The organism is Tateyamaria sp. 7Alg 36 (assembly GCF_059882455.1).
On sequence record NZ_CM187613.1, the window covers coordinates 2,519,095 to 2,537,354 of the forward strand.

At 62.2% G+C, this 18,260-nt stretch carries 17 protein-coding genes; 10 read left to right on the forward strand and 7 right to left on the reverse strand.

Annotated elements, in window-relative coordinates; genetic code table 11:
• Window positions 1–31: 31 nt before the first annotated feature.
• Both AC6GQJ_RS12350 and AC6GQJ_RS12355 read right to left on the reverse strand, forming a co-directional pair.
• The gene (locus AC6GQJ_RS12350; RefSeq protein ID WP_500768650.1) at window positions 32–2,803 is read right to left on the reverse strand and encodes a [protein-PII] uridylyltransferase; all 2,772 of its coding nucleotides are present in this window, start codon (window positions 2,801–2,803) and stop codon (window positions 32–34) included.
• Window positions 2,804–2,832: 29 nt separating this feature from the next.
• The gene (locus AC6GQJ_RS12355; RefSeq protein WP_500768652.1) at window positions 2,833–4,026 is read right to left on the reverse strand and encodes a penicillin-binding protein activator; all 1,194 of its coding nucleotides are present in this window, start codon (window positions 4,024–4,026) and stop codon (window positions 2,833–2,835) included.
• A gap of 89 nt (window positions 4,027–4,115) precedes the next feature.
• On the opposite strand from AC6GQJ_RS12355, the gene rsmI reads away from it, so the two are divergent.
• The 4 genes from rsmI (at window position 4,116) to AC6GQJ_RS12375 (ending at window position 7,356) form a co-directional block, all read left to right on the forward strand.
• Window positions 4,116–4,973 carry a 16S rRNA (cytidine(1402)-2'-O)-methyltransferase gene (gene rsmI, locus AC6GQJ_RS12360; RefSeq protein ID WP_500768654.1) on the forward strand — a complete coding sequence of 286 codons (858 nt, stop codon included), beginning with the start codon at window positions 4,116–4,118 and terminating at the stop codon, window positions 4,971–4,973.
• A 23-nt stretch (window positions 4,974–4,996) separates the two neighbouring features.
• Window positions 4,997–5,419 carry a YraN family protein gene (locus AC6GQJ_RS12365; RefSeq protein ID WP_500768656.1) on the forward strand — a complete coding sequence of 141 codons (423 nt, stop codon included), beginning with the start codon at window positions 4,997–4,999 and terminating at the stop codon, window positions 5,417–5,419.
• 99 nt (window positions 5,420–5,518) lie between these two features.
• Complete coding sequence (gene gshB / locus AC6GQJ_RS12370; protein ID WP_500768657.1) at window positions 5,519–6,454, forward strand: glutathione synthase; 936 nt, start codon at window positions 5,519–5,521, stop codon at window positions 6,452–6,454.
• The gene (locus AC6GQJ_RS12375; RefSeq protein ID WP_500768659.1) at window positions 6,451–7,356 is read left to right on the forward strand and encodes an alpha/beta hydrolase; all 906 of its coding nucleotides are present in this window, start codon (window positions 6,451–6,453) and stop codon (window positions 7,354–7,356) included. The genes gshB and AC6GQJ_RS12375 overlap by 4 nt, the downstream gene beginning before the upstream one ends.
• On the opposite strand, the gene AC6GQJ_RS12380 is transcribed toward AC6GQJ_RS12375, so the two are convergent.
• The 3 genes from AC6GQJ_RS12380 to cobU form a co-directional block, all read right to left on the reverse strand.
• Window positions 7,347–8,858, reverse strand: a complete 1,512-nt coding sequence (locus tag AC6GQJ_RS12380) for a YifB family Mg chelatase-like AAA ATPase (RefSeq protein ID WP_500768661.1) — start codon at window positions 8,856–8,858, stop codon at window positions 7,347–7,349. The two genes, AC6GQJ_RS12375 and AC6GQJ_RS12380, sit on opposite strands and share 10 nt — an antisense overlap.
• A gap of 122 nt (window positions 8,859–8,980) precedes the next feature.
• Window positions 8,981–9,553, reverse strand: coding sequence for a histidine phosphatase family protein (locus tag AC6GQJ_RS12385; protein WP_500768663.1), 573 nt, complete (start codon window positions 9,551–9,553; stop codon window positions 8,981–8,983).
• A complete protein-coding gene (gene cobU, locus AC6GQJ_RS12390) occupies window positions 9,550–10,059 on the reverse strand; it encodes a bifunctional adenosylcobinamide kinase/adenosylcobinamide-phosphate guanylyltransferase (protein WP_500768665.1) in 510 nt (169 codons plus the stop codon). Before cobU ends, AC6GQJ_RS12385 begins: the two co-directional genes overlap by 4 nt.
• Before the next feature lie 104 nt (window positions 10,060–10,163).
• Here cobU and AC6GQJ_RS12395 point away from each other — a divergent pair, with 104 nt between their 5' ends.
• The 6 genes from AC6GQJ_RS12395 to AC6GQJ_RS12420 all read left to right on the forward strand — a co-directional run bounded on the left by AC6GQJ_RS12395 (window position 10,164) and on the right by AC6GQJ_RS12420 (window position 16,805).
• Entirely contained in the window at window positions 10,164–11,042 is an 879-nt protein-coding gene (locus AC6GQJ_RS12395; RefSeq protein WP_500768667.1) for an RNA polymerase factor sigma-32, read from the forward strand.
• 35 nt (window positions 11,043–11,077) lie between these two features.
• The gene (locus AC6GQJ_RS12400) at window positions 11,078–11,857 is read left to right on the forward strand and encodes a ChaN family lipoprotein (protein ID WP_500768669.1); all 780 of its coding nucleotides are present in this window, start codon (window positions 11,078–11,080) and stop codon (window positions 11,855–11,857) included.
• Window positions 11,858–11,997: 140 nt separating this feature from the next.
• Window positions 11,998–13,191 (forward strand): bifunctional phosphopantothenoylcysteine decarboxylase/phosphopantothenate--cysteine ligase CoaBC, encoded by a 1,194-nt coding sequence (coaBC, locus tag AC6GQJ_RS12405; RefSeq protein WP_500768671.1) that lies wholly within the window; start codon window positions 11,998–12,000, stop codon window positions 13,189–13,191.
• Between the two features lie 46 nt (window positions 13,192–13,237).
• On the forward strand, window positions 13,238–13,699 hold the full coding sequence (dut, locus tag AC6GQJ_RS12410) for a dUTP diphosphatase (RefSeq protein ID WP_500768673.1): 462 nt from the start codon (window positions 13,238–13,240) through the stop codon (window positions 13,697–13,699).
• Window positions 13,699–14,754: a HesA/MoeB/ThiF family protein gene (locus AC6GQJ_RS12415; protein ID WP_500768675.1), complete on the forward strand. Its 1,056-nt coding sequence runs from the start codon at window positions 13,699–13,701 to the stop codon at window positions 14,752–14,754. The genes dut and AC6GQJ_RS12415 overlap by 1 nt, the downstream gene beginning before the upstream one ends.
• A 38-nt stretch (window positions 14,755–14,792) precedes the next feature.
• Complete coding sequence (locus AC6GQJ_RS12420) at window positions 14,793–16,805, forward strand: M3 family metallopeptidase (RefSeq protein ID WP_500768677.1); 2,013 nt, start codon at window positions 14,793–14,795, stop codon at window positions 16,803–16,805.
• A gap of 112 nt (window positions 16,806–16,917) precedes the next feature.
• Here the strand turns inward: AC6GQJ_RS12420 and AC6GQJ_RS12425 are convergent, their stop codons facing one another.
• The gene (locus AC6GQJ_RS12425; protein ID WP_500768679.1) at window positions 16,918–17,850 is read right to left on the reverse strand and encodes a 2-hydroxyacid dehydrogenase; all 933 of its coding nucleotides are present in this window, start codon (window positions 17,848–17,850) and stop codon (window positions 16,918–16,920) included.
• A complete protein-coding gene (locus tag AC6GQJ_RS12430) occupies window positions 17,847–18,257 on the reverse strand; it encodes a VOC family protein (protein ID WP_500768681.1) in 411 nt (136 codons plus the stop codon). Before AC6GQJ_RS12430 ends, AC6GQJ_RS12425 begins: the two co-directional genes overlap by 4 nt.
• Window positions 18,258–18,260 lie beyond the last annotated feature (3 nt).

Genomic DNA, 18,260 nt, shown 5'->3' on the forward strand with positions numbered 1-18,260 from the left:
AAAAAACGCGCGTACCGCACGTTACACGCGGCTACCCGAGCGCGCGTTCGACACCTTCGGCAATCGCGTCCCGCAGCTTTTGTTCCAGTGATGCCTGCTTGCTGGCCGAGTAATATTTCAGCCCGAACATGTCTTTGACATAGAACGTGTCCACCACCTGTTCGCCATAGGTCGCGATGACCGCATTGGCGATATAGACGTTGGAGTTCGCGAGCGTGCGCGTCAGGTCGTGCAACAATCCGGGGCGGTCGCGGGTATCGACCTCGATGATGGTGTAGATATCCGACCCTTCGTTGTCGAAGGTGATATGGGTTGGCACCTTAAACGCCTTCTCGCGCTTTTTCACGCGGTCGCGGTCGCGCATGGCGACGGTGGTCACGACCTCTCCGGCCAAGGTGCGTTCGATCATTTTGCGCAGGCGCGGCAGGCGCGCGGCGTCATAGGGGTTGCCTTCCGCATCCTGAATCCAGAACGCATCGGTGACAAAACCGTCCTTGGTTGTATAGCTGCGGGCATCAACAACATTCGCGCCCACAAGGGCCAGCGCACCGGTTAGCCGAGCAAAGATGCCGTGGTGGTCCGGCATGACAAAACAGACACGCGTGGCGTCCCGTTCATCGTCGGGGTGCAGGTCCATCCCGATCTCGTTCTCGCCGATGCCGCGCAACAATTCGGCAAAGGCGACATGGGCCGTCACATGCAGGCCCTGCCAGTAGGGATCGTAATGGCGCGCCGTTTCGGTTTGCAGATCCTTGCGTGGCCAGTCCTTGAGTGCCTCGCGCAGGGCACGTTTGGCTTGCGAACCGCGATTGTCGCGGGTTAGTGCCTCCATCCCGTCTTCCAGCGCGCGCTTGGTCTGGCGGTAAAGGGCGCGGATCAGCACGGCCTTCCAGTTGTTCCAGACGTTCGGGCCGACGCCGCGAATATCGCAGACGGTCAGCACACACAGCAGGTCAAGACGCTTGACCGTTTGCACGGCCTTGGCGAAATCACGCACAGTGCGCGGGTCGGCGATGTCGCGTTTCTGCGCCATATCGGACATCAACAGGTGATAGCGCACCAGCCATTCAACCGTGTCGGTTTCTTCCTGCTTGAGGCCAAGGCGGGGGCCGATCTTGCGGGCCATCTGCGCCCCCAGAATGGCGTGATCCTCGGGCTTGCCCTTGGCGATGTCGTGCAACAGCAGCGCCACGTACAGAACCTTGCGGTTCACCCCACGCTTAAGGATCGAGGACGCGACAGGCAGGTCTTCGACCAGTTCGCCCTTTTCGATCATGGCAAGCTGGGCGATGCACTGGATCGTGTGTTCGTCGACCGTATAGCTGTGATACATGTTGAACTGCATCATCGCCACGATGTGGTCGAATTCGGGAATGAACGCGGACAACATGCCCAATTCGTTCATCCGCCGCAGCGCCCGTTCGGGGTTGCCGTGTTTCAACAACAGGTCAAGGAAGATGCGCTGTGCCTCTGGGGTTTTGCGCATCTCGTCGTCGATCAGATCGAGGTTGGACTTGATCAGGCGCATCGCGTCGGGGTGGATCAACATGCCCGTGCGCAGGCCTTCTTCGAAGATGCGCAACAGGTTCAGTTTGTCGGCAAGAAAGGCCGCGTCGTCCTCGATCGCGAGGCGGTTGTTGATGACCGCATAGCCTGCCTTGACCTTGGGCTTGCGCTTGAACAGCCGCTCAAGCAGCGGTTCGTCCTTAAGGTGGTCGGCCTCAAGCTTGGTAAGGAAGATGCGGGTCAGATCGCCCACCGCCGTGGCATGCAGGAAATAGGCCTGCATAAAGATTTCGACGCCGCGCCGACCGGCCTTGTCCTGATACCCCATCGCCTCGGCCACGGCGACCTGCATGTCAAAGGTCAACTGTTCGGTCGAGCGTCCGGTCAGCAAGTGCAGATGGCAGCGGGTGGACCACAGAAAATCCTCGGCCTCGACAAAGGCATCAAATTCATCCTCTGTGAACAGGCCCAGCGGGACCAGATCGGCGGCATCCTGAACGCGGTGAATATATTTGCCGATCCAGAACAGCGATTGCAGATCGCGCAGGCCGCCTTTGCCTTCTTTGACATTGGGCTCCACCACATATCGCTGGCCTTGGCGCATGTGCCGCGCGTCCCGTTCGGCCAGTTTGGCCTCGATAAACTCCCGCTCGGTGCCCTTGAACAAATCCTCGTCCAGACGCCGGTCAAGTTCCGCGGCCAGTTCCACATCGCCGAACAAGAATCGGTGTTCCAGCATGGCGGTGCGGATCGTGAAATCCTCGGCCCCGAGCCTGAGGCAGTCGCGGATCGTGCGGCTGGCATGGCCGACCTTCAGCTTTAGATCCCACAGGATGTACAGCGTCGCCTCGATCACATTCTCGGCCCACGGGGTGATCTTGTAAGGCGTCAGGAACAGCAGATCGACATCCGAGAACGGTGCCATCTCGCCCCGACCGGAGCCGCCCACCGCCATTACGGCCAGACGTTCGCCGCTGGTCGGATTCGCATTGGGGTGGAGCAGTTCCTGCGCGGTGCGCAAGGCAGCGGTGATAAGGCAATCGGTCAGGTAGGAATAGGCATGCGTGGTCGGGCGCGACTTGAAAGGGGCGGCTCGGAACGCGTCGGCGATCCGCGCGCGGCCTTCTTTTTGCATGGATTTGAGATGTGCGAGAATGGCGTCCCGTGCCGTCGTGTCTTTGTCCGCAATGGCTTGGGACAGGACGGCATCAAAGGCGCCCGCGTCAAAGATGTCGCGGGCGTCGCAGATCAGGTCACGCGCTTCGGTGACGGCTTCTTGGTCAACTGTGTCGGTCACAAAAGGCTTTCTTGGTCAGTGGGTGCCGATCAGAAACCGGCACCTCCAAAACCACGTGGGGCGGGGCTGATGATGGCGACCTTGTTGTCGCGCACCGTGGCCACCGCGAGGCCGCGTTCATTGGTGCCGTCATTGCGCAGACGGAAGATGCCTGTCGCGCCCTGATAGCCCGAGTTCTGGGTCAGCGACGTACGCGACAGTGCATCGGCACGCCCACGGCTGACCAGTGCGCCCACAGCGGCGATACCGTCAAAGGCGAGGCCCGCCAGAGGGTGCGGTGCACCGCCATAGGCCGCTTGGTACTTGGCGTTGAACGCGGCGGTTGCGTTCGGGTCAGGCAGGGTGAACCAGCCGCCCTGCACACCAGGCAGGTCGAGGGTTTGCGCCGGAATGTCCCAGCGGGTCAGGCCCATATACTGCGTCGTGGCGGGGGAAACCCCTGCTTCGGGCAGCAACTGCGTCAGCAGCGGCAGGCCAGCAGCGGGCGAGGCGGTCATGAACACGCCGTTCGCTCCGGCATTGTCGACCGCCGATTTGATCCGTGGCACAGCGGCGATTAGACCCTGTTGTGACAACGGGTAATCGACGCTGCCCGCCAATGTCGCGCCGTTGCGCGCTACGGCTTGGGCGATCGCATTGCGGCCCAACTGGCCCGCAACGTCTTGGGCATGTACGACGACGATCTTGTTACGCCCTTGGCTTGCCGCATAGCTGACCAGACGGTCGGCCGTGTTGTTGAACGTGGAGCCCAGCACAAAGACGTTGCCGCCCGCGATGGTGGTGTTGTTGGAGAATGCCAGCACGTTCACACCTTTGGCGGCAGCGGCAACACCGGCAGCGTTGGCCGCTTCGGCATAAAGCGGGCCGAGGATGATTCGTGCGCCGTCATTCACCGCTTGCGCGGCTTGGGTGGCGGCGGTTTGCGCGTTGCCGGCTGTGCCATAGACGCGCAGGTCAATCTGCACGCCGTTCAGATCACGCATCGCAAGGCGCGCCGCGTTCTCGAGGTTCTGTGCCAGCAGGTTATCGCTTGCCTGCGCGGAGCCGCGCGGCACCAGAAGGGCGACGGGGACGGGCTTGCTGGCGTCGACCGTGGGGCCATTGCCGATCCCGCTGCCCAGTCCGCCAAGGGCGGCAGGGTCACAGGCGGCAAGGGCCAAGGCGGCCAAAGGCATGATTGCGCGGCGTGTTACCTTGCGCAGAGTCTCGAAAAACGCGAACATAAGAACAGTCACTCCCAACAGTCGGGCGGTGAGTAGCCAGCCCGTTTTCTTTGGGCAGATCATAAACGTCACGAAAGGCGGGTCCAGCGTTGAATCATAACAAGGTCCCTCTGAGTGCAGGTTTATGGTTTGTGGGCGTCCCGATCGGGACGGCGCGCGATATCACGCTGCGCGCTCTTGATGTGCTAGCATCAGCCGATGTGCTAGTGGCGGAAGACACGCGGTCGCTGCGCAAACTCATGGACATCCACGGCGTTCCCTTGGACGGGCGGCGCATCGAGGCATTGCACGAACATTCCAAAGGCGGCGTGGTCGGACGGCTGATCGCACGGGCCGAGGGCGGCGAGAGCATCGCCTATGCCTCCGAGGCGGGCATGCCCCTGATCGCCGATCCGGGGTTTGAACTGGCCCGCGCCGCGCGCGAGGCGGGGGTCGCCGTCACCTGCGCACCGGGCCCATCGGCGGTACTGACGGCGCTTGTTGTGGGTGGGTTGCCCACTGACGCGTTCCATTTCGCGGGTTTCCTGCCCGCCACCCGCAGTGCGCGACAAACCGCGCTCGGCACGCTGGCAGCGATACAAGCCACCCTTGTGATGTACGAATCGCCCAAACGCGTCGCGGCATTACTGGCCGACGCCGCCCGTGTGCTGGGACCGGATCGCGAGGCAACGGTGTGTCGCGAGCTAACCAAGAAGTTCGAGGAAAAACGGCATGGCACCTTGCAGGAACTGGCCGATCACTACGCTGACGCTAACGTCAAAGGCGAGATTGTCGTCCTGATCGGGCGGGCCGCAACTGTGGCTGTTAACGAAAAAGACATCGAATCGGCCCTAAACTCGGCTCTTGAAGATATGTCGGTGAAGGATGCTGCGGCCTTTGTTGCCGAAACCTTCAATGTGCCAAAGCGGCAGGTTTATCAGCAGGCGCTAGCCCTTTCTCGTGGCTAGGCTGCCCATGCAGGGATGGAATTATGACGTTTACCCCGCGCAATTGCGAATTCGTTCGGGCCAATCCGGTGATCGCTGCGCGCGCTGCACGAGGTCACATGTCCTACCACGCCGGTCTGGCGGCAGAGGCGACTGTTGCCGCTGACTATGTGGCGCGCGGGTATCGGTTGATCGCGGAACGCTGGCGCGGCAAGCGGGGCGAGATTGATCTTATTTTCGCTGACGGGGACGGCGTTATACTGGTCGAAGTCAAGCAAAGCCGCGATGTCGAAACGGCGATGTCCCATGTGACCCCGACCAAGGTGCGCCGCCTGTTCCGCACGGGCGAGGAATATCTGGGCACTTGTCCGAACGGCAGCCTGACAGATGTGCGGTTTGACCTCGCGCTGGTCGACGGGCGCGGGCAGGTCACCGTCATGGAAAATGCGTTCAGCGGCTGGATGTAGGGGCGTTTCGGGACGGCTGACGCGGTTCTGATCACCTATGGCATTGAACCGGCGGCGTGGCTGCGCCATCTAGGGCAAGAACCATGCCGGAGATGTGCCATGAAGATTGCTTTTCAAATGGACCCGATCGGGGACGTGAACATAGATGCCGACAGCAGCTTCCGGCTGGCCGAAGAGGCGCAGGCGCGCGGGCACAGTCTGTTTTTCTATTCCCCCGATCAGCTTGCCTATCAAGAGGGGCGCATCACGGCCCGTGGTCAGGATTTCACAGTGCAGCGTGTACAGGGCGATCATGCCATTCTAGGGCCCATGCGCGAGGTCGATCTGGCCGATTTCGATGTCGTCTGGCTGCGTCAGGATCCGCCTTTCGATATGCACTATATCACCTCAACGCACCTTCTGGACCGCCTCAAGGGCAAGGCTTTGGTGGTGAATGACCCGTTCTGGGTACGCAATTTCCCCGAAAAGCTGCTCGTTCTGGACTTCCCCGACCTCACGCCTCCTACGACGATTGCCCGAGATCTGGATACGATCAAGGCGTTCAAGGCCAAGCATCAGGACGTTATTCTGAAGCCGCTTTATGGGAACGGCGGTGCGGGCGTGTTCCGTTTAGATGCGAACGACCGCAACCTCGCCTCTTTGCACGAGCTTTTCACCGGTTTCAGCCGCGAGCCGTTGATCGTGCAGAAGTTCCTGCCCGATGTCAGCAACGGCGACAAACGTGTGATCCTTGTGGACGGCGCGCCCGTCGGGGCCATTAACCGTGTGCCCGCCGAAGGCGAGACGCGGTCGAACATGCATGTAGGCGGGCGGCCCGAGAAGATCGGGCTGACCGAACGTGATCTTGAAATCTGCGCCCGCATTGGCCCGCTGCTGAAAGAGCGCGGGCAGGTCTTTGTCGGGATCGACGTTATCGGTGACTATCTGACCGAGATCAATGTAACCTCACCCACCGGCATTCAGGAGCTTGAGCGTTTTGACGGCGTAAACATCGCCGAAAAGATCTGGGTCGCGATCGAGGCCCGCGTCGGGTGAGCGTTCAGGCGCGCCTTCTAAACAGGTGGCTGCGCTGGACCGAGCGGCCATATTTGCAGCGCGCCACTGATCCGAAGAAATTGCGGCGCAGGTTCGAAACACAGGCGCGGTTGTTCTTCCATGGTCCGCGTGGCGCGGTCTATAACGCGGCCCCGATGGGCGGGTGTTCTTGCGTGCAGGTCATGCCAGCAACCGTAGGGGCCAAGGCTCGCACCTGTATCCTCTACTTTCACGGCGGGGGCTATGTTTTCGGTTCGCCCGCCACCCACCGCAAGATGCTGGCGCAGCTTGGCGCGCGACTGTCGGGGGCGTGTGCGATCCTGCCGGATTACCGGAAAGCGCCCGAGCATCCGTTTCCCGCTGCTGTTGAAGATGCACTCACGGTCTATGAACAGCTGTTGGCGGATGGGTTCGAAGCCTCTAGCATTTTCATCGGGGGCGACAGCGCGGGCGGAGGATTGGCGCTGTCCCTGTTGGGGCAGATCACCGCCAAAAAGCTTGCGCAACCGCGTGGGGTTTTTGTTTTTTCACCGCTTACCGACCTGACATGTTCGGGGGCCTCCTTGCGCGATAATGCCGCCCGCGATGTCGTCTTGCCCGCCGCCCGCGCGCGCCAGATGAGCGAGACTTATATGGGCGGAAGTGATTGCACCGATCCGCGCGCCTCGCCCCTGCATGCCGATTTCGCTGGCGCGGCACCGGTTGCCATTTGGGTGGGCGACACCGAAATTCTGCGCGATGACAGCCGTCGCATGGCAGACAGGCTGCGCGCCCAAGGGGTGGATGTTACCTTGATTGAAGAGCACGACCTGCCCCATGTCTGGCCCCTGTTCCACAATATCCTGCCAGAGGCGCGGCGCACGCTGGATCAGGTGGCGGACTGGATCAACACTCAGGCCTGAACGTGTACACCGACGCGGTAGCTGACGGCCTCGGCAACGTGTGGTTTGCGAATGTCGGTGGACCCGTCGAGGTCGGCAATGGTGCGGGCCACGCGCATGACCCGATGGTAGCCGCGCGCTGACAGCCCGAACCGGTCCGCCACCCGCGCCAGTAGGGTGCGCCCTTCGGGATCGGGTGTTGCCAACTCCTCCAGCGCAGCACCGTTCAAGTCTGCATTGCTGCGCAGCGTTGTGCCCGCGAACCTCTCCATCTGGACGGCGCGCGCTGCTGCGACGCGTTCGGCCACTGTGGCGGAGCATTCGCTGGCGGCGGGCAGGTCGAGGTCGGTAAAGCTGACTGGCGGGACATCGACGCGCAGGTCGAATCGATCCATCAGGGGCCCCGATATGCGGCCCATATAATCCTTACCGCAGGCTGGCGCGCGGCCACAGGCGCGTGATGGTTCGGACAGGCAGCCGCATTTGCACGGGTTCGCCGCAGCAACCAGCATGAAGCGGCAGGGATATTTGACGTGGTTGTTGGCGCGGGCAATCATCACTTCGCCCGTCTCGATCGGTTGGCGCAGGGTTTCGAGCACGGTGCGGGGGAATTCGGGGAACTCGTCCATGAACAGCACCCCGTTATGGGCCAGCGAGGCCTCCCCCGGTTTCGCGCCACGGCCGCCGCCGATGATGGCGGCCATGGAAGCGGTGTGGTGCGGTTCGCGAAAAGGACGCTCCATTGAAATGCCGCCCGTGTCGAGCAGTCCGGCGAGGGAGTGGATCATTGAGGTTTCCAGCGCCTCCATCGCGGACAGGGGCGGCAGGATGCCGGGCAGGCGCGCGGCGAGCATGGATTTTCCCGACCCCGGTGTTCCGACCATCAACAGGTGGTGACGCCCTGCCGCTGCGACCTCAAGCGCGCGCTTGGCGCGTTCCTGCCCTTTGACGTCGGCCAGATCGGGCTGGCCGGTAGCTTTGGCAATCTGTCCGGCCTTTGCCGGTTCCATGGGCACCTGTCCGGTAAAATGACGCACCACGTCGCCCAAAGTCGCGGCGGCGATCACGCGGGTTGCGTCGACCCAAGCGGCTTCCGGCCCCGAACCGGCGGGGCAGAGCAGGCCGCGATCCTGTTCCGCTGCAGCCATGGCAGCAGGCAGTGCGCCGAGCACGGGGACCAGCGTGCCGTCCAATGACAATTCGCCCAAGGCCACCGTGCCCTCGACCGCGTCAGCGGGCAGGATGCCAAGCGCGGCGAGGAGCGAGAGCGCGATGGGCAGGTCGAAATGCGACCCTTCCTTAGGCAGGTCGGCCGGGGACATGTTGATGGTGATGCGTTTGGACGGCAGCGCAATGGACATCGCCGTCAGCGCCGCGCGGACCCGTTCGCGGGCTTCAGAGACAGCTTTGTCCGGCAGACCAACGATGGAGAATGCGGGCAGGCCGGGGGACATGGCGCATTGCACCTCGACCTCGCGGGCCTCTACCCCTTGGAATGCAACTGTGTAGGCCCGTGCTACCATGCGCCGTCTCCGTCAGACATGGTTAATCGCTAGCAAGTGGTAGTTTAGGATTGGTTAACGCGAGTGGAGATCGCGTTTGCATATTTAAGGAACAATGATTGGGAGGCGGCGCGCTTGGGCATTCACGGGGTGAGGTTGATGTGATGCGCCGTGGAGGAGGCCGGATGCAGGCTGGTGACGGACAGCGGGTCGATCTTGTGGGCAAGGACCGCTTGGGCCGAGATGCCGAGCGTGTTTTGCAATTGGGTAAGGATGACGCCGAAATGGGCCACCGCGACAATGTCGCCGTCGGGGAATGCCGCCTCCAGCCGAGCAACTGTGCGCGCGACGCGGTCGGCGGCTGTGTTCCAGCTTTCCCCGCCCGGGGGGGCGTGGGTGCCTGGCGTTTCCCAATAGGCGCGACTGAGGTCTGGATAGGCGTCCGCCACAGTTGAAAAATGCGCGCCGTCCCATGTGCCGAAGTGGAATTCGCGCAAAGCGGGGTCATGGGGCAACCGGCGGCGGTTGCGCTGGATTGCATTGGCTGTGTCGACAGAGCGTGTCAGATCCGAAGAGATCACGACTGCCGTGTCAGGTAGATGCGCGGCCAGACGTTCAATTGCGGCGCTGTCGGACAGATCGGCGGGAACGTCCCGCCAGCCGGTAAAGGTTTTCTGATGCGTCGGACCGTGCCGTACCCAGTGCCACGTTGTCATATGTCCTGCCCTTTCAGGACGCGCGTCAGTCCGGCGACCACGTGGATGACTGTATCGGCCTGCGCCGCAAGGGCGATGTTCAGCCTGCCCTGCGCCTCGCGAAAGCGGCGACCAAGGGGCGTGTCGGGGACAATGCCTTGGCCAACCTCGTTCGACACCACGATCACCGGCGCGGCGCAGCCTGCGAGAGCGGCGAGTGCTTCGGTTTGAGCCCTCTCCAGATCGTGGTCATCCAGCATCACATTGGTCAGCCACATCGTCATACAGTCGAGCAAGATCACCTGATCGGCACGTGCATTTGCCAAGGAAGTGGCAAGGTCAATCGGGGCATCGATGGTTGTCCACGCCTCTGACCGGCGGGCACGGTGCAAATTTACTTTGTCTTGCACCTCGTCGTCCCAAATGCGGGCTGTCGCCAGATACACAGGGTGTAAGTCGCTGTTTATAATGTATTTTTCTGCAACTTGGGATTTTCCCGAGGCCGCGCCACCTAGCACAAGTGTCATGGAAGACAACATTTTTTCATCCCCCGAGTGAACCGAATGGCACCTTTATGCGTAGAGTTAATGAGTGTGCAGACCAAGCGCAACATCCACAGGGGGATGAACAGATGCCTTTAGATAACGTTCGCGAATTTTCACTGTCCCGCACTGCGATGAAAGCAGAGCTGCTGGACGCAGAGACAGAATTGCGCCTTGCCTATGCGTGGCGGGATGATCGGGACGAGGCCGCGTTGCACCGTTTGATCACCGCTTACATGCGTCTGGCGATCTCGATGGCGTCGAAATTCAAGCGCTATGGCGCGCCGATGAATGACCTTATCCAAGAAGCTGGCCTCGGCCTTATGAAGGCGGCGGACAAGTTCGATCCGGATCGCGGCGTGCGGTTCTCGACCTATGCGGTCTGGTGGATCAAGGCGTCCATTCAGGACTACGTAATGCGCAACTGGTCGATGGTGCGCACGGGGTCCACATCGTCGCAAAAATCCCTTTTCTTCAACATGCGCCGTGTGCAGGCGCGGCTTGAACGGGAAAGTGCTGCGGCGGGCGAAGCGTTGGACAAGCATCAGATGCGCCAGATGATTTCGACCGAGATTGGTGTGCCGTTGCACGATGTGGAGATGATGGAAGGGCGCTTGTCCGGTTCCGATTACTCGCTGAACGCGACGCAGTCCGCGGAGGATGAAGGGCGTGAATGGATCGATGCCTTGGTCGACGAAAGCGCGCAGGCGGATGAGACGGTCGAACACAGCCACGATACCGAACAGTTGCGCGCTTGGTTGCTGTCGGCGCTGAATGACCTGAACGAGCGTGAGCGATTCATCGTGCGCGAACGCAAGTTGCGCGAGCAGCCCCGCACGCTGGAAAGCCTCGGCGACGAGTTGAACTTGTCGAAAGAGCGCGTGCGCCAACTGGAGGCTGCGGCGTTTAGCAAGATGCGCAAGTCGCTCGAAAACCAGAGCCGCGAGGTTCACCACTTCCTCGTATGAGGTGGTTCGGAACAGTTTTGATTGGCGCAGCTATATTGGCTGCGCCTTTCGCATGGGCGGACATCCCCAATCGCGCCTATGACGCCGACATCGTGTTTCTGGGTGAGGCGCATGACAACCCTTCGCATCATCGCCGACAGGCGGAATGGGTGCGCGCGCTGAGCCCCGCCGCAATAGTATTCGAGATGATACCGGCCGATGTCGACCCTGACACCATTGCCGATGCGCGAAGTGATCCCGAAACTCTATCGAGTGTTCTAAACTGGGAAGAACGCGGCTGGCCGGATTTCGCGATGTATTACCCGATCTTCGCTGCTGCACCGAACGCCACACTCTTCGGCGCAGAAATCCCGCGAAGTCAGGCGCGCGCCCTTATGGAATCCCCCGTGGCACGGGCATTCGGCCCAGACGCCGCCCTGTTCGGCCTCGACATACCACTGTCCGAAGCAGAGCAATCCGCACGCGAGGCTTTGCAGGCGCAGGCCCATTGCGGCGCACTGCCGGAAGAGATGCTGCCCATCATGGTCGACGTTCAGCGGCTCAGGGACGCAACACTCGCACAAATGGCGCTGCAAGCATACGAAACCCGACCGGATCAGACTTCCGGTCCTGTCATTGTCATCACAGGCAACGGCCATGCGAGTAAGCATTGTGGCGCACCCGCCATACTCGCCCGCGCGGTCCCCGACCTCACCATTCTCGCACTGGGCCAATCCGAAGGTACACAAGTCCCCACGGGCACATTCGATACCATCCGCACCGCACCCGCCATAGACCGCCCCGATCCCTGCGCGGCTTTCAAAAGGTCAAACTGACGCTCCCTCCTTCTCTGTTCCAGAAAAATCCCGGGGGTGAGCGCGCAGCGCGAGGGGGCTGGCCCCCGATGTCGGCGGGGCTGGCCCTAGGGCAAACCTGCGCATAAGGTCCGACCTGAACAACCGCCGGAGTACTCGCCATGCTGCACCACAAACGCATTCTGCTGATCCTGACCGGAGGGATCGCGGCGTATAAAGGGTTGGACCTGATCCGCCGCCTGCGGGAGCGCGGGGCCGTTGTCACTCCCGTCCTGACCCGCGCGGCAGAGCAGTTTGTGACCCCTCTTTCCGTGTCGGCGCTGGCTGGACAAAAGGTCTATCGTGATCTGTTTGACCTCACGGACGAGGCCGAGATGGGGCATATCCAGCTTTCCCGCTCCGCCGACCTGATCCTTGTTGCACCTGCAACCGCAGATATCATGGCAAAGATGGCGCAGGGGCGGGCGGATGATCTTGCCTCGACGCTTTTGTTGGCCACCGATACGCCGGTGATGATCGCGCCTGCGATGAACGTACGGATGTGGGACCACCCCGCCACGCAGCGCAATTTAACGCAGCTGCGGGCAGACGGCGTTTCGGTTGTGGGGCCCGACAACGGGGACATGGCCTGCGGTGAACACGGGCCTGGCCGGATGTCCGAGCCTCTGGCGATTGTCGATGCCGTGGCCGCGCATTTCGGCCCTCGTCCGCTGGCGGGCAAGCGGGTGCTGGTCACCTCGGGCCCGACGCACGAGCCGATTGATCCGGTCCGCTACATCGCCAACCGGTCATCCGGCGCGCAAGGCACCGCCATCGGGCACGCCTTGGCGCAACTTGGCGCGCATGTTGTCTTTGTCACAGGCCCAGCGGACGTGCCGCCCCCTGCGGGGGTTGAGGTGGTTCCGGTTCAAACGGCTGATGAAATGAAAGAGGCCGTGATGAACGCGCTGCCGGTTGACGGCGCGGTGTTCGCGGCCGCTGTGGCCGACTGGCGCGTAGAAGGCGCAGGCCAGAGCAAGATCAAGAAAGTGGCGGGCAAGATGCCCACGCTCGAATTTGCGGAAAATCCCGATATCCTTGCGCATGTGTCCCAGATGGCACAGGGGCGTCCCGCGCTCGTGGTCGGCTTTGCCGCCGAAACAGATAACGTGATTGAAAACGCAACGGCCAAGCGCCTGCGCAAGCAATGTGACTGGATTGTCGCCAATGATGTGTCGCCCGAAACCGGCATCATGGGCGGTGCCGAGAATGCGGTGACGCTGATCAGCGAGGCCGGTGCCGAAAGCTGGTCGCGGATGTCCAAGGGCGCCGTTGCTGCGCAGTTGGCAGACCGGATCGCCCAAGCGTTGACGTAAGCGCCGGTGGTTGGGGCAGGATTTGAGTATTTCTAACAAGGTGAAGATGGAACAGGTCGCTTTGAAACTGATGCGGGTGCAAGGGTCGGATATGTCGATGCCTTTGCCCGCCTATGAAACCGCCGGTGCGGCGGGGGCGGACCTGCGGGCGAATTTCCCCGACGGGGAAGGCGTTACGCTTGCCGCAGGGGCGCGTGCGTTGATCCCCACAGGGCTTGCCATGGCGGTTCCGGCTGGGTTCGAGGTGCAGGTGCGTCCGCGTTCGGGGCTGGCGTTGCGCCACGGCATCGCCTTGGTGAATAGTCCGGGCACGATTGATAGCGATTACCGCGGCGAGGTCGGAGTGATCGTGCTGAACACCTCGGACGTGGCGTTCGAGATCACCCATGGCATGCGCGTCGCGCAGATGGTTGTTGCGCCTGTCGTGCAGGTCCGGTTCGACGAGGTTGCTGCCTTGGACGAGACGGATAGAGGCGCGGGCGGTTTCGGATCTACGGGGCGGGGCTGATGATACTGGTTTTTGCATTGGCGGCGGTTATGTGGGGCGTCGGCGCGGCGATGAAGGTGCCAACCGCGTCGCGCTGGCGGATGATTGGCTTGCTATATGTCGGGGTGCTGACCCTGCAACTTGTTCTGCCTGACAACCATCCTGTGCGCCTTGCCACGGGGGAAAGTCCCGCGTTCTGGCTGCTCCTCGGGGCGTTTGCGGCGCTTGTGCTGGGCTATCGCTATGTACTGCGCCGGTTGCGGGGGCGCGTGGTCGCGAACGAGGCGGCGGCGGAACCTGAACGCAAGGGCACGTTCTCCGAGACCGAGTTGGGCCGATATGCCCGCCACATTGCCCTGCGTGAAGTCGGCGGCGCGGGACAGAAAGCATTGAAAAATGCCCGTGTGCTGGTGATCGGGGCGGGGGGACTCGGATCGCCTGTGTTGCAATATCTAGCGGCGGCGGGGGTCGGAACGATCGGGGTGATCGATGACGATGAGGTCGAAAATACCAATCTGCAACGCCAGATTATCCACACTGATGCGCGGATCGGCACGCCCAAGGTTTTCTCTGCTCAAGCAGCGATGGAGGCGCAGAACCCCTTTGTCACGGTGCGCCCCTATCACCGGCGTCTGGATGACGAAATTTCGGACGAGCTGGTGGCCGAATACGATCTGGTGATTGATGGCACAGATAATTTCGACACGCGGTACCGCGTCAATGCCTCGGCTTGGCGGGCGGGCATTCCGCTGATCTCGGGGGCGCTGACCCAGTGGGAGGGGCAGGTGAGCGTATTTGATCCGGCCCGTGATGCGCCGTGCTATTCCTGTGTGTTTCCCGAACCGCCCGCGCCGGAACTGGCCCCGTCCTGTGCCGAGGCGGGGGTGATCGGCCCCTTGCCCGGCGTGGTGGGGGCAATGATGGCGCTGGAGGCGGTCAAGCTGATCACTGGCGCGGGCACATCCCTGCGCGGCGAGATGCTGATTTATGACGCGCTTTACGGGGAAAGCCGGAAAATCACCCTGTCGCGGCGCGCGGATTGCGCCACATGCGGATCGACGCTGGCAGCGGACTGACCGCACCCCTACATACAGTGTCAAAGGAGAACGCCACCATGACCAATGTGCTTTTGCAGGACTGGGACACGCCGTTCCAGATCGCCCCGTTCGACAAGATCAGCGACGACGATTTCGCGCCCGCGCTGGAGATCGCACTGGAGCGCCACCGCGCCGAGATTGACGCCATCGCCTCGGCGCAGGAGCCTGCAACCTTTGCCAATACAATTGAGGCGTTGGAGGCGGTCGGGCGTGATCTGGACAAGGTTCTGGGCGTGTTCTTCACCGTCGCGGGGGCCGACAGCAACCCTGCGCGCGAGGCGCTTCAACGCGCATTCTCGCCCAAACTGGCGGCGCATTTCGCCGAAATCTCCGGTAACAAGGCGCTGTTTGCGCGGGTGGTCACCGTCTATGACGCACGCGACCAGTTGGATCTGACCGACGAGCAGGCGCGGGTGCTGATGCTGACCCATCGCGGCTTTGTCCGTTCGGGCGCGGCCCTTGAAGGGGCGCGAGAGGCGCGGATGAAAGAGATCAAGGGACGACTGGCAGAACTGGGCACTGCCTTTACCCAGAACCTGCTGGCGGACGAACGCGACTGGTTCATGGAACTGGACGAAGGCGATCTGGCAGGACTGCCGGATTTCGTCGTCGACACGGCCCGTGCAGCGGGTGCGGAAAAGGGCGTGGACGGGCCGGTTGTCACATTATCGCGGTCACTGATCGTGCCGTTCCTGCAATTCTCGACCCGTCGCAGCCTGCGCGAACAGGCCTATAAAGCGTGGACCGCACGCGGGGCGAATGGCGGCGAGACTGACAACCGCGCCTTGGCGGCAGAAATACTCGCTCTGCGTCACGAGCGGGCGCAACTGCTCGGCTATGAGAACTTTGCGGCCTACAAGCTGGAAACCGAGATGGCGAAGACGCCGGACGCGGTGCGCCGGTTGTTGATGGACGTGTGGGAACCCGCCAAGGCGCAGGCCGATGCGGATGCGTGGGTTCTGGAGCAGATGATGATGCAGGACGGCGTGAACGGTCCGCTGGCCCCGTGGGACTGGCGCTTCTATTCCGAGCGTCGCCGCAAGGAATTGCACGATCTCGACGAGTCCGAGGTCAAGCCTTACTTCCAGCTCGACAAGATGATCGAGGCGGCGTTTTCCTGTGCCACCCGTCTGTTCGGGCTGGCGTTCGAACCGCTGGACATCCCGTTGTACCATGCCGATTGCCGCGCATGGGAAGTGACCCGCAATGGCGAGCATGTGGCCGTGTTCATCGGGGATTATTTCGCGCGTGGGTCCAAACGGTCGGGCGCGTGGTGTTCGGCGATGCGGGCGCAAGCCAAGTATCCTGATGTGCAATCGCCCGTCGTGATCAACGTGTGCAACTTTGCCAAGGGCGATCCTGCCTTGCTAAGCTATGATGATGCGCGCACCCTGTTCCACGAGTTCGGCCACGCGCTGCACCAGATGCTGTCGGATGTGACCTATGAATCGGTCAGCGGCACGTCGGTGGCGCGTGATTTCGTGGAGCTGCCCAGCCAGCTGTATGAACACTGGCTGGAAGTGCCGGAGGTGCTGCGTGAATTCGCGGTGCATGCGCGTACCGGAGAGGCGATGCCGCAAACCTTGCTGGACAACGTGTTGGCGGCTGCGACCTATGACATGGGGTTCCAGACGGTAGAATACGTGGCTTCGGCCCTTGTCGATCTGGAATTCCACGATGGTCCTGCCCCGACTGATCCGATGGCGCTTCAGGCCGAAGTGCTGGCGGACCTTGGCATGCCTGCCGCGATTTCCATGCGCCACGCGACGCCGCATTTCGCCCATGTGTTCGCGGGCGACGGATATTCGTCGGGTTACTACAGCTATATGTGGTCCGAAGTGATGGATGCCGACGCCTTCGCTGCCTTTGAAGAGGCGGATGGCCCGTTCGATCCCGAACAGGCACAGGCGTTGGAGGCGCATATCCTAAGCAAGGGCGGCTCTGCCGATGCGGGGGAGCTGTACACCGCGTTTCGCGGGCGGGTGCCCGGGGTGGAGGCGCTGTTGAAAGGGCGGGGGCTGGCGGCCTGAGGGCCACCTTCTCCGCGCTTTTCGGCGGTGTGTGATGCGTCAGCGGGGTTGGGGGCTCTGCCCCCGGCCTTTGGCCTCTCACGAGGTATTTCGGACTCAAAGACGTTTCGGGTCAGTAGCCTGCCGAGCGGTCCACGAGGTGGAGGAGAGGCTTGCCCGCTTCTGCGCGTTTGACGTTTTCGGCGATGGATTTTGCCGAATAGGCGGGGCGGGTTTCGGATGCCACATGCGGCGTGACTGTCACGCGGTCGTGGGTCCAGTAGGGGTGGTCCTGTGGCAGTGGTTCGATGCGGAATGTGTCGAGCGTCGCGTGCCCGATCTGGCCACTGTTGAGTGCCGCGAGCAGGGCGTCATCGTCGATCAGCGGCCCGCGTCCGGGGTTCAGGATGCGTGCGCCTTCCGGCATCAGGGCCAATGTCCGCGCGTTCAGCGTGTTTTCCGTATCCGGCGTAGAGGGCAGCAGCAGGACGCAATAGTCGGCCTGTGACAGGGCCGCGTCCAATCCTTCGGTGCCCGATAGGCATTGCACGCCATTGATCTGTTTTTGCCGACGGCTCCACCCTGTAACCTGAAAGCCGAGGCTGGCGAGAGTTTGGGCGCAGGCTGTGCCAAGTTCCCCCAGACCGAGAATGGACACGCGCGTGTCAAAGGCCAGCGGCGGGGCTTTGGGCTTCCACGTTCCGGGGGCGGCATTGATGTGTGCATCCATCCCCAGATGCAGGCGCATGATATGGCCTGTGACCCATTCGACCATGCCTTGGGTCAAAGCGGGATCGACCATGCGGCACAGCGGGATGGTCAGGGTGGTGTTGGTTGTAATGCCTTCGACCCCCGCCCAGAGGTTCAGTACCGCCTTGGCGCGGGTGTAGGGGGTGAAATCCTTGAGCCACGAGTCGGGCGCGTAGACGATGTAATCCACATCCTCGGGCGGCAGGTCGCGGGACAGGCGGGCATCAAGACCTGCTTCGCTGAACGCGTCGTTCAGCGGTGTTTCGTAAGCTGGCCAGCGGTCATCGGTGGCGGCGAAAAGGATGTTGATGCTCATGTTGCGAATGCCTTGTCGAGGTTGCCCATGCCCTTGATCTCGATCGGGTTGCCTGCGGGATCGGTGAAGAACATGGTGGCCTGTTCGCCGGGCTCCCCTTCGAAGCGGATATGCGGGGCGAGGATGAATGCCACGCCTGCCTGTGTCAGCTTGTCTGCCAGTGCGCGCCAGTCGGCCATGTCCAGAACGGCACCGAAATGCGGCATGGGCACATCGTGATCGCCCACTTTGCCCGTGGGCGCAGAGGCGAAGGGCGTGCCAAGGTGGCAGGACAGTTGGTGGCCGAAGAAGTTGAAATCGACCCATGTGTCCGTGCTGCGCCCTTCGTCACAGCCCAGAAGCGTGCCGTAAAAAGCGCGGGTTTCGTCCAGATCGCGGACGTTGAAGGCAAGGTGGAAGAGGGCCATTGG

What these genes read in the sequence shown, in the direction of transcription:
- AC6GQJ_RS12355 (WP_500768652.1), bottom strand. Translation starts at nt 4,026, where the DNA reads ATGTTCGCGTTTTTCGAGACTCTGCGCAAGGTAACACGCCGCGCAATC.
- AC6GQJ_RS12365 (WP_500768656.1), top strand. Translation starts at nt 4,997, where the DNA reads ATGACGTTTACCCCGCGCAATTGCGAATTCGTTCGGGCCAATCCGGTG.
- gshB (WP_500768657.1), top strand. Translation starts at nt 5,519, where the DNA reads ATGAAGATTGCTTTTCAAATGGACCCGATCGGGGACGTGAACATAGAT.
- AC6GQJ_RS12380 (WP_500768661.1), bottom strand. Translation starts at nt 8,858, where the DNA reads ATGGTAGCACGGGCCTACACAGTTGCATTCCAAGGGGTAGAGGCCCGC.
- AC6GQJ_RS12385 (WP_500768663.1), bottom strand. Translation starts at nt 9,553, where the DNA reads ATGACAACGTGGCACTGGGTACGGCACGGTCCGACGCATCAGAAAACC.
- cobU (WP_500768665.1), bottom strand. Translation starts at nt 10,059, where the DNA reads ATGACACTTGTGCTAGGTGGCGCGGCCTCGGGAAAATCCCAAGTTGCA.
- AC6GQJ_RS12395 (WP_500768667.1), top strand. Translation starts at nt 10,164, where the DNA reads ATGCCTTTAGATAACGTTCGCGAATTTTCACTGTCCCGCACTGCGATG.
- coaBC (WP_500768671.1), top strand. Translation starts at nt 11,998, where the DNA reads ATGCTGCACCACAAACGCATTCTGCTGATCCTGACCGGAGGGATCGCG.
- dut (WP_500768673.1), top strand. Translation starts at nt 13,238, where the DNA reads ATGGAACAGGTCGCTTTGAAACTGATGCGGGTGCAAGGGTCGGATATG.
- AC6GQJ_RS12415 (WP_500768675.1), top strand. Translation starts at nt 13,699, where the DNA reads ATGATACTGGTTTTTGCATTGGCGGCGGTTATGTGGGGCGTCGGCGCG.
- AC6GQJ_RS12420 (WP_500768677.1), top strand. Translation starts at nt 14,793, where the DNA reads ATGACCAATGTGCTTTTGCAGGACTGGGACACGCCGTTCCAGATCGCC.
- AC6GQJ_RS12425 (WP_500768679.1), bottom strand. Translation starts at nt 17,850, where the DNA reads ATGAGCATCAACATCCTTTTCGCCGCCACCGATGACCGCTGGCCAGCT.
- AC6GQJ_RS12430 (WP_500768681.1), bottom strand. Translation starts at nt 18,257, where the DNA reads ATGGCCCTCTTCCACCTTGCCTTCAACGTCCGCGATCTGGACGAAACC.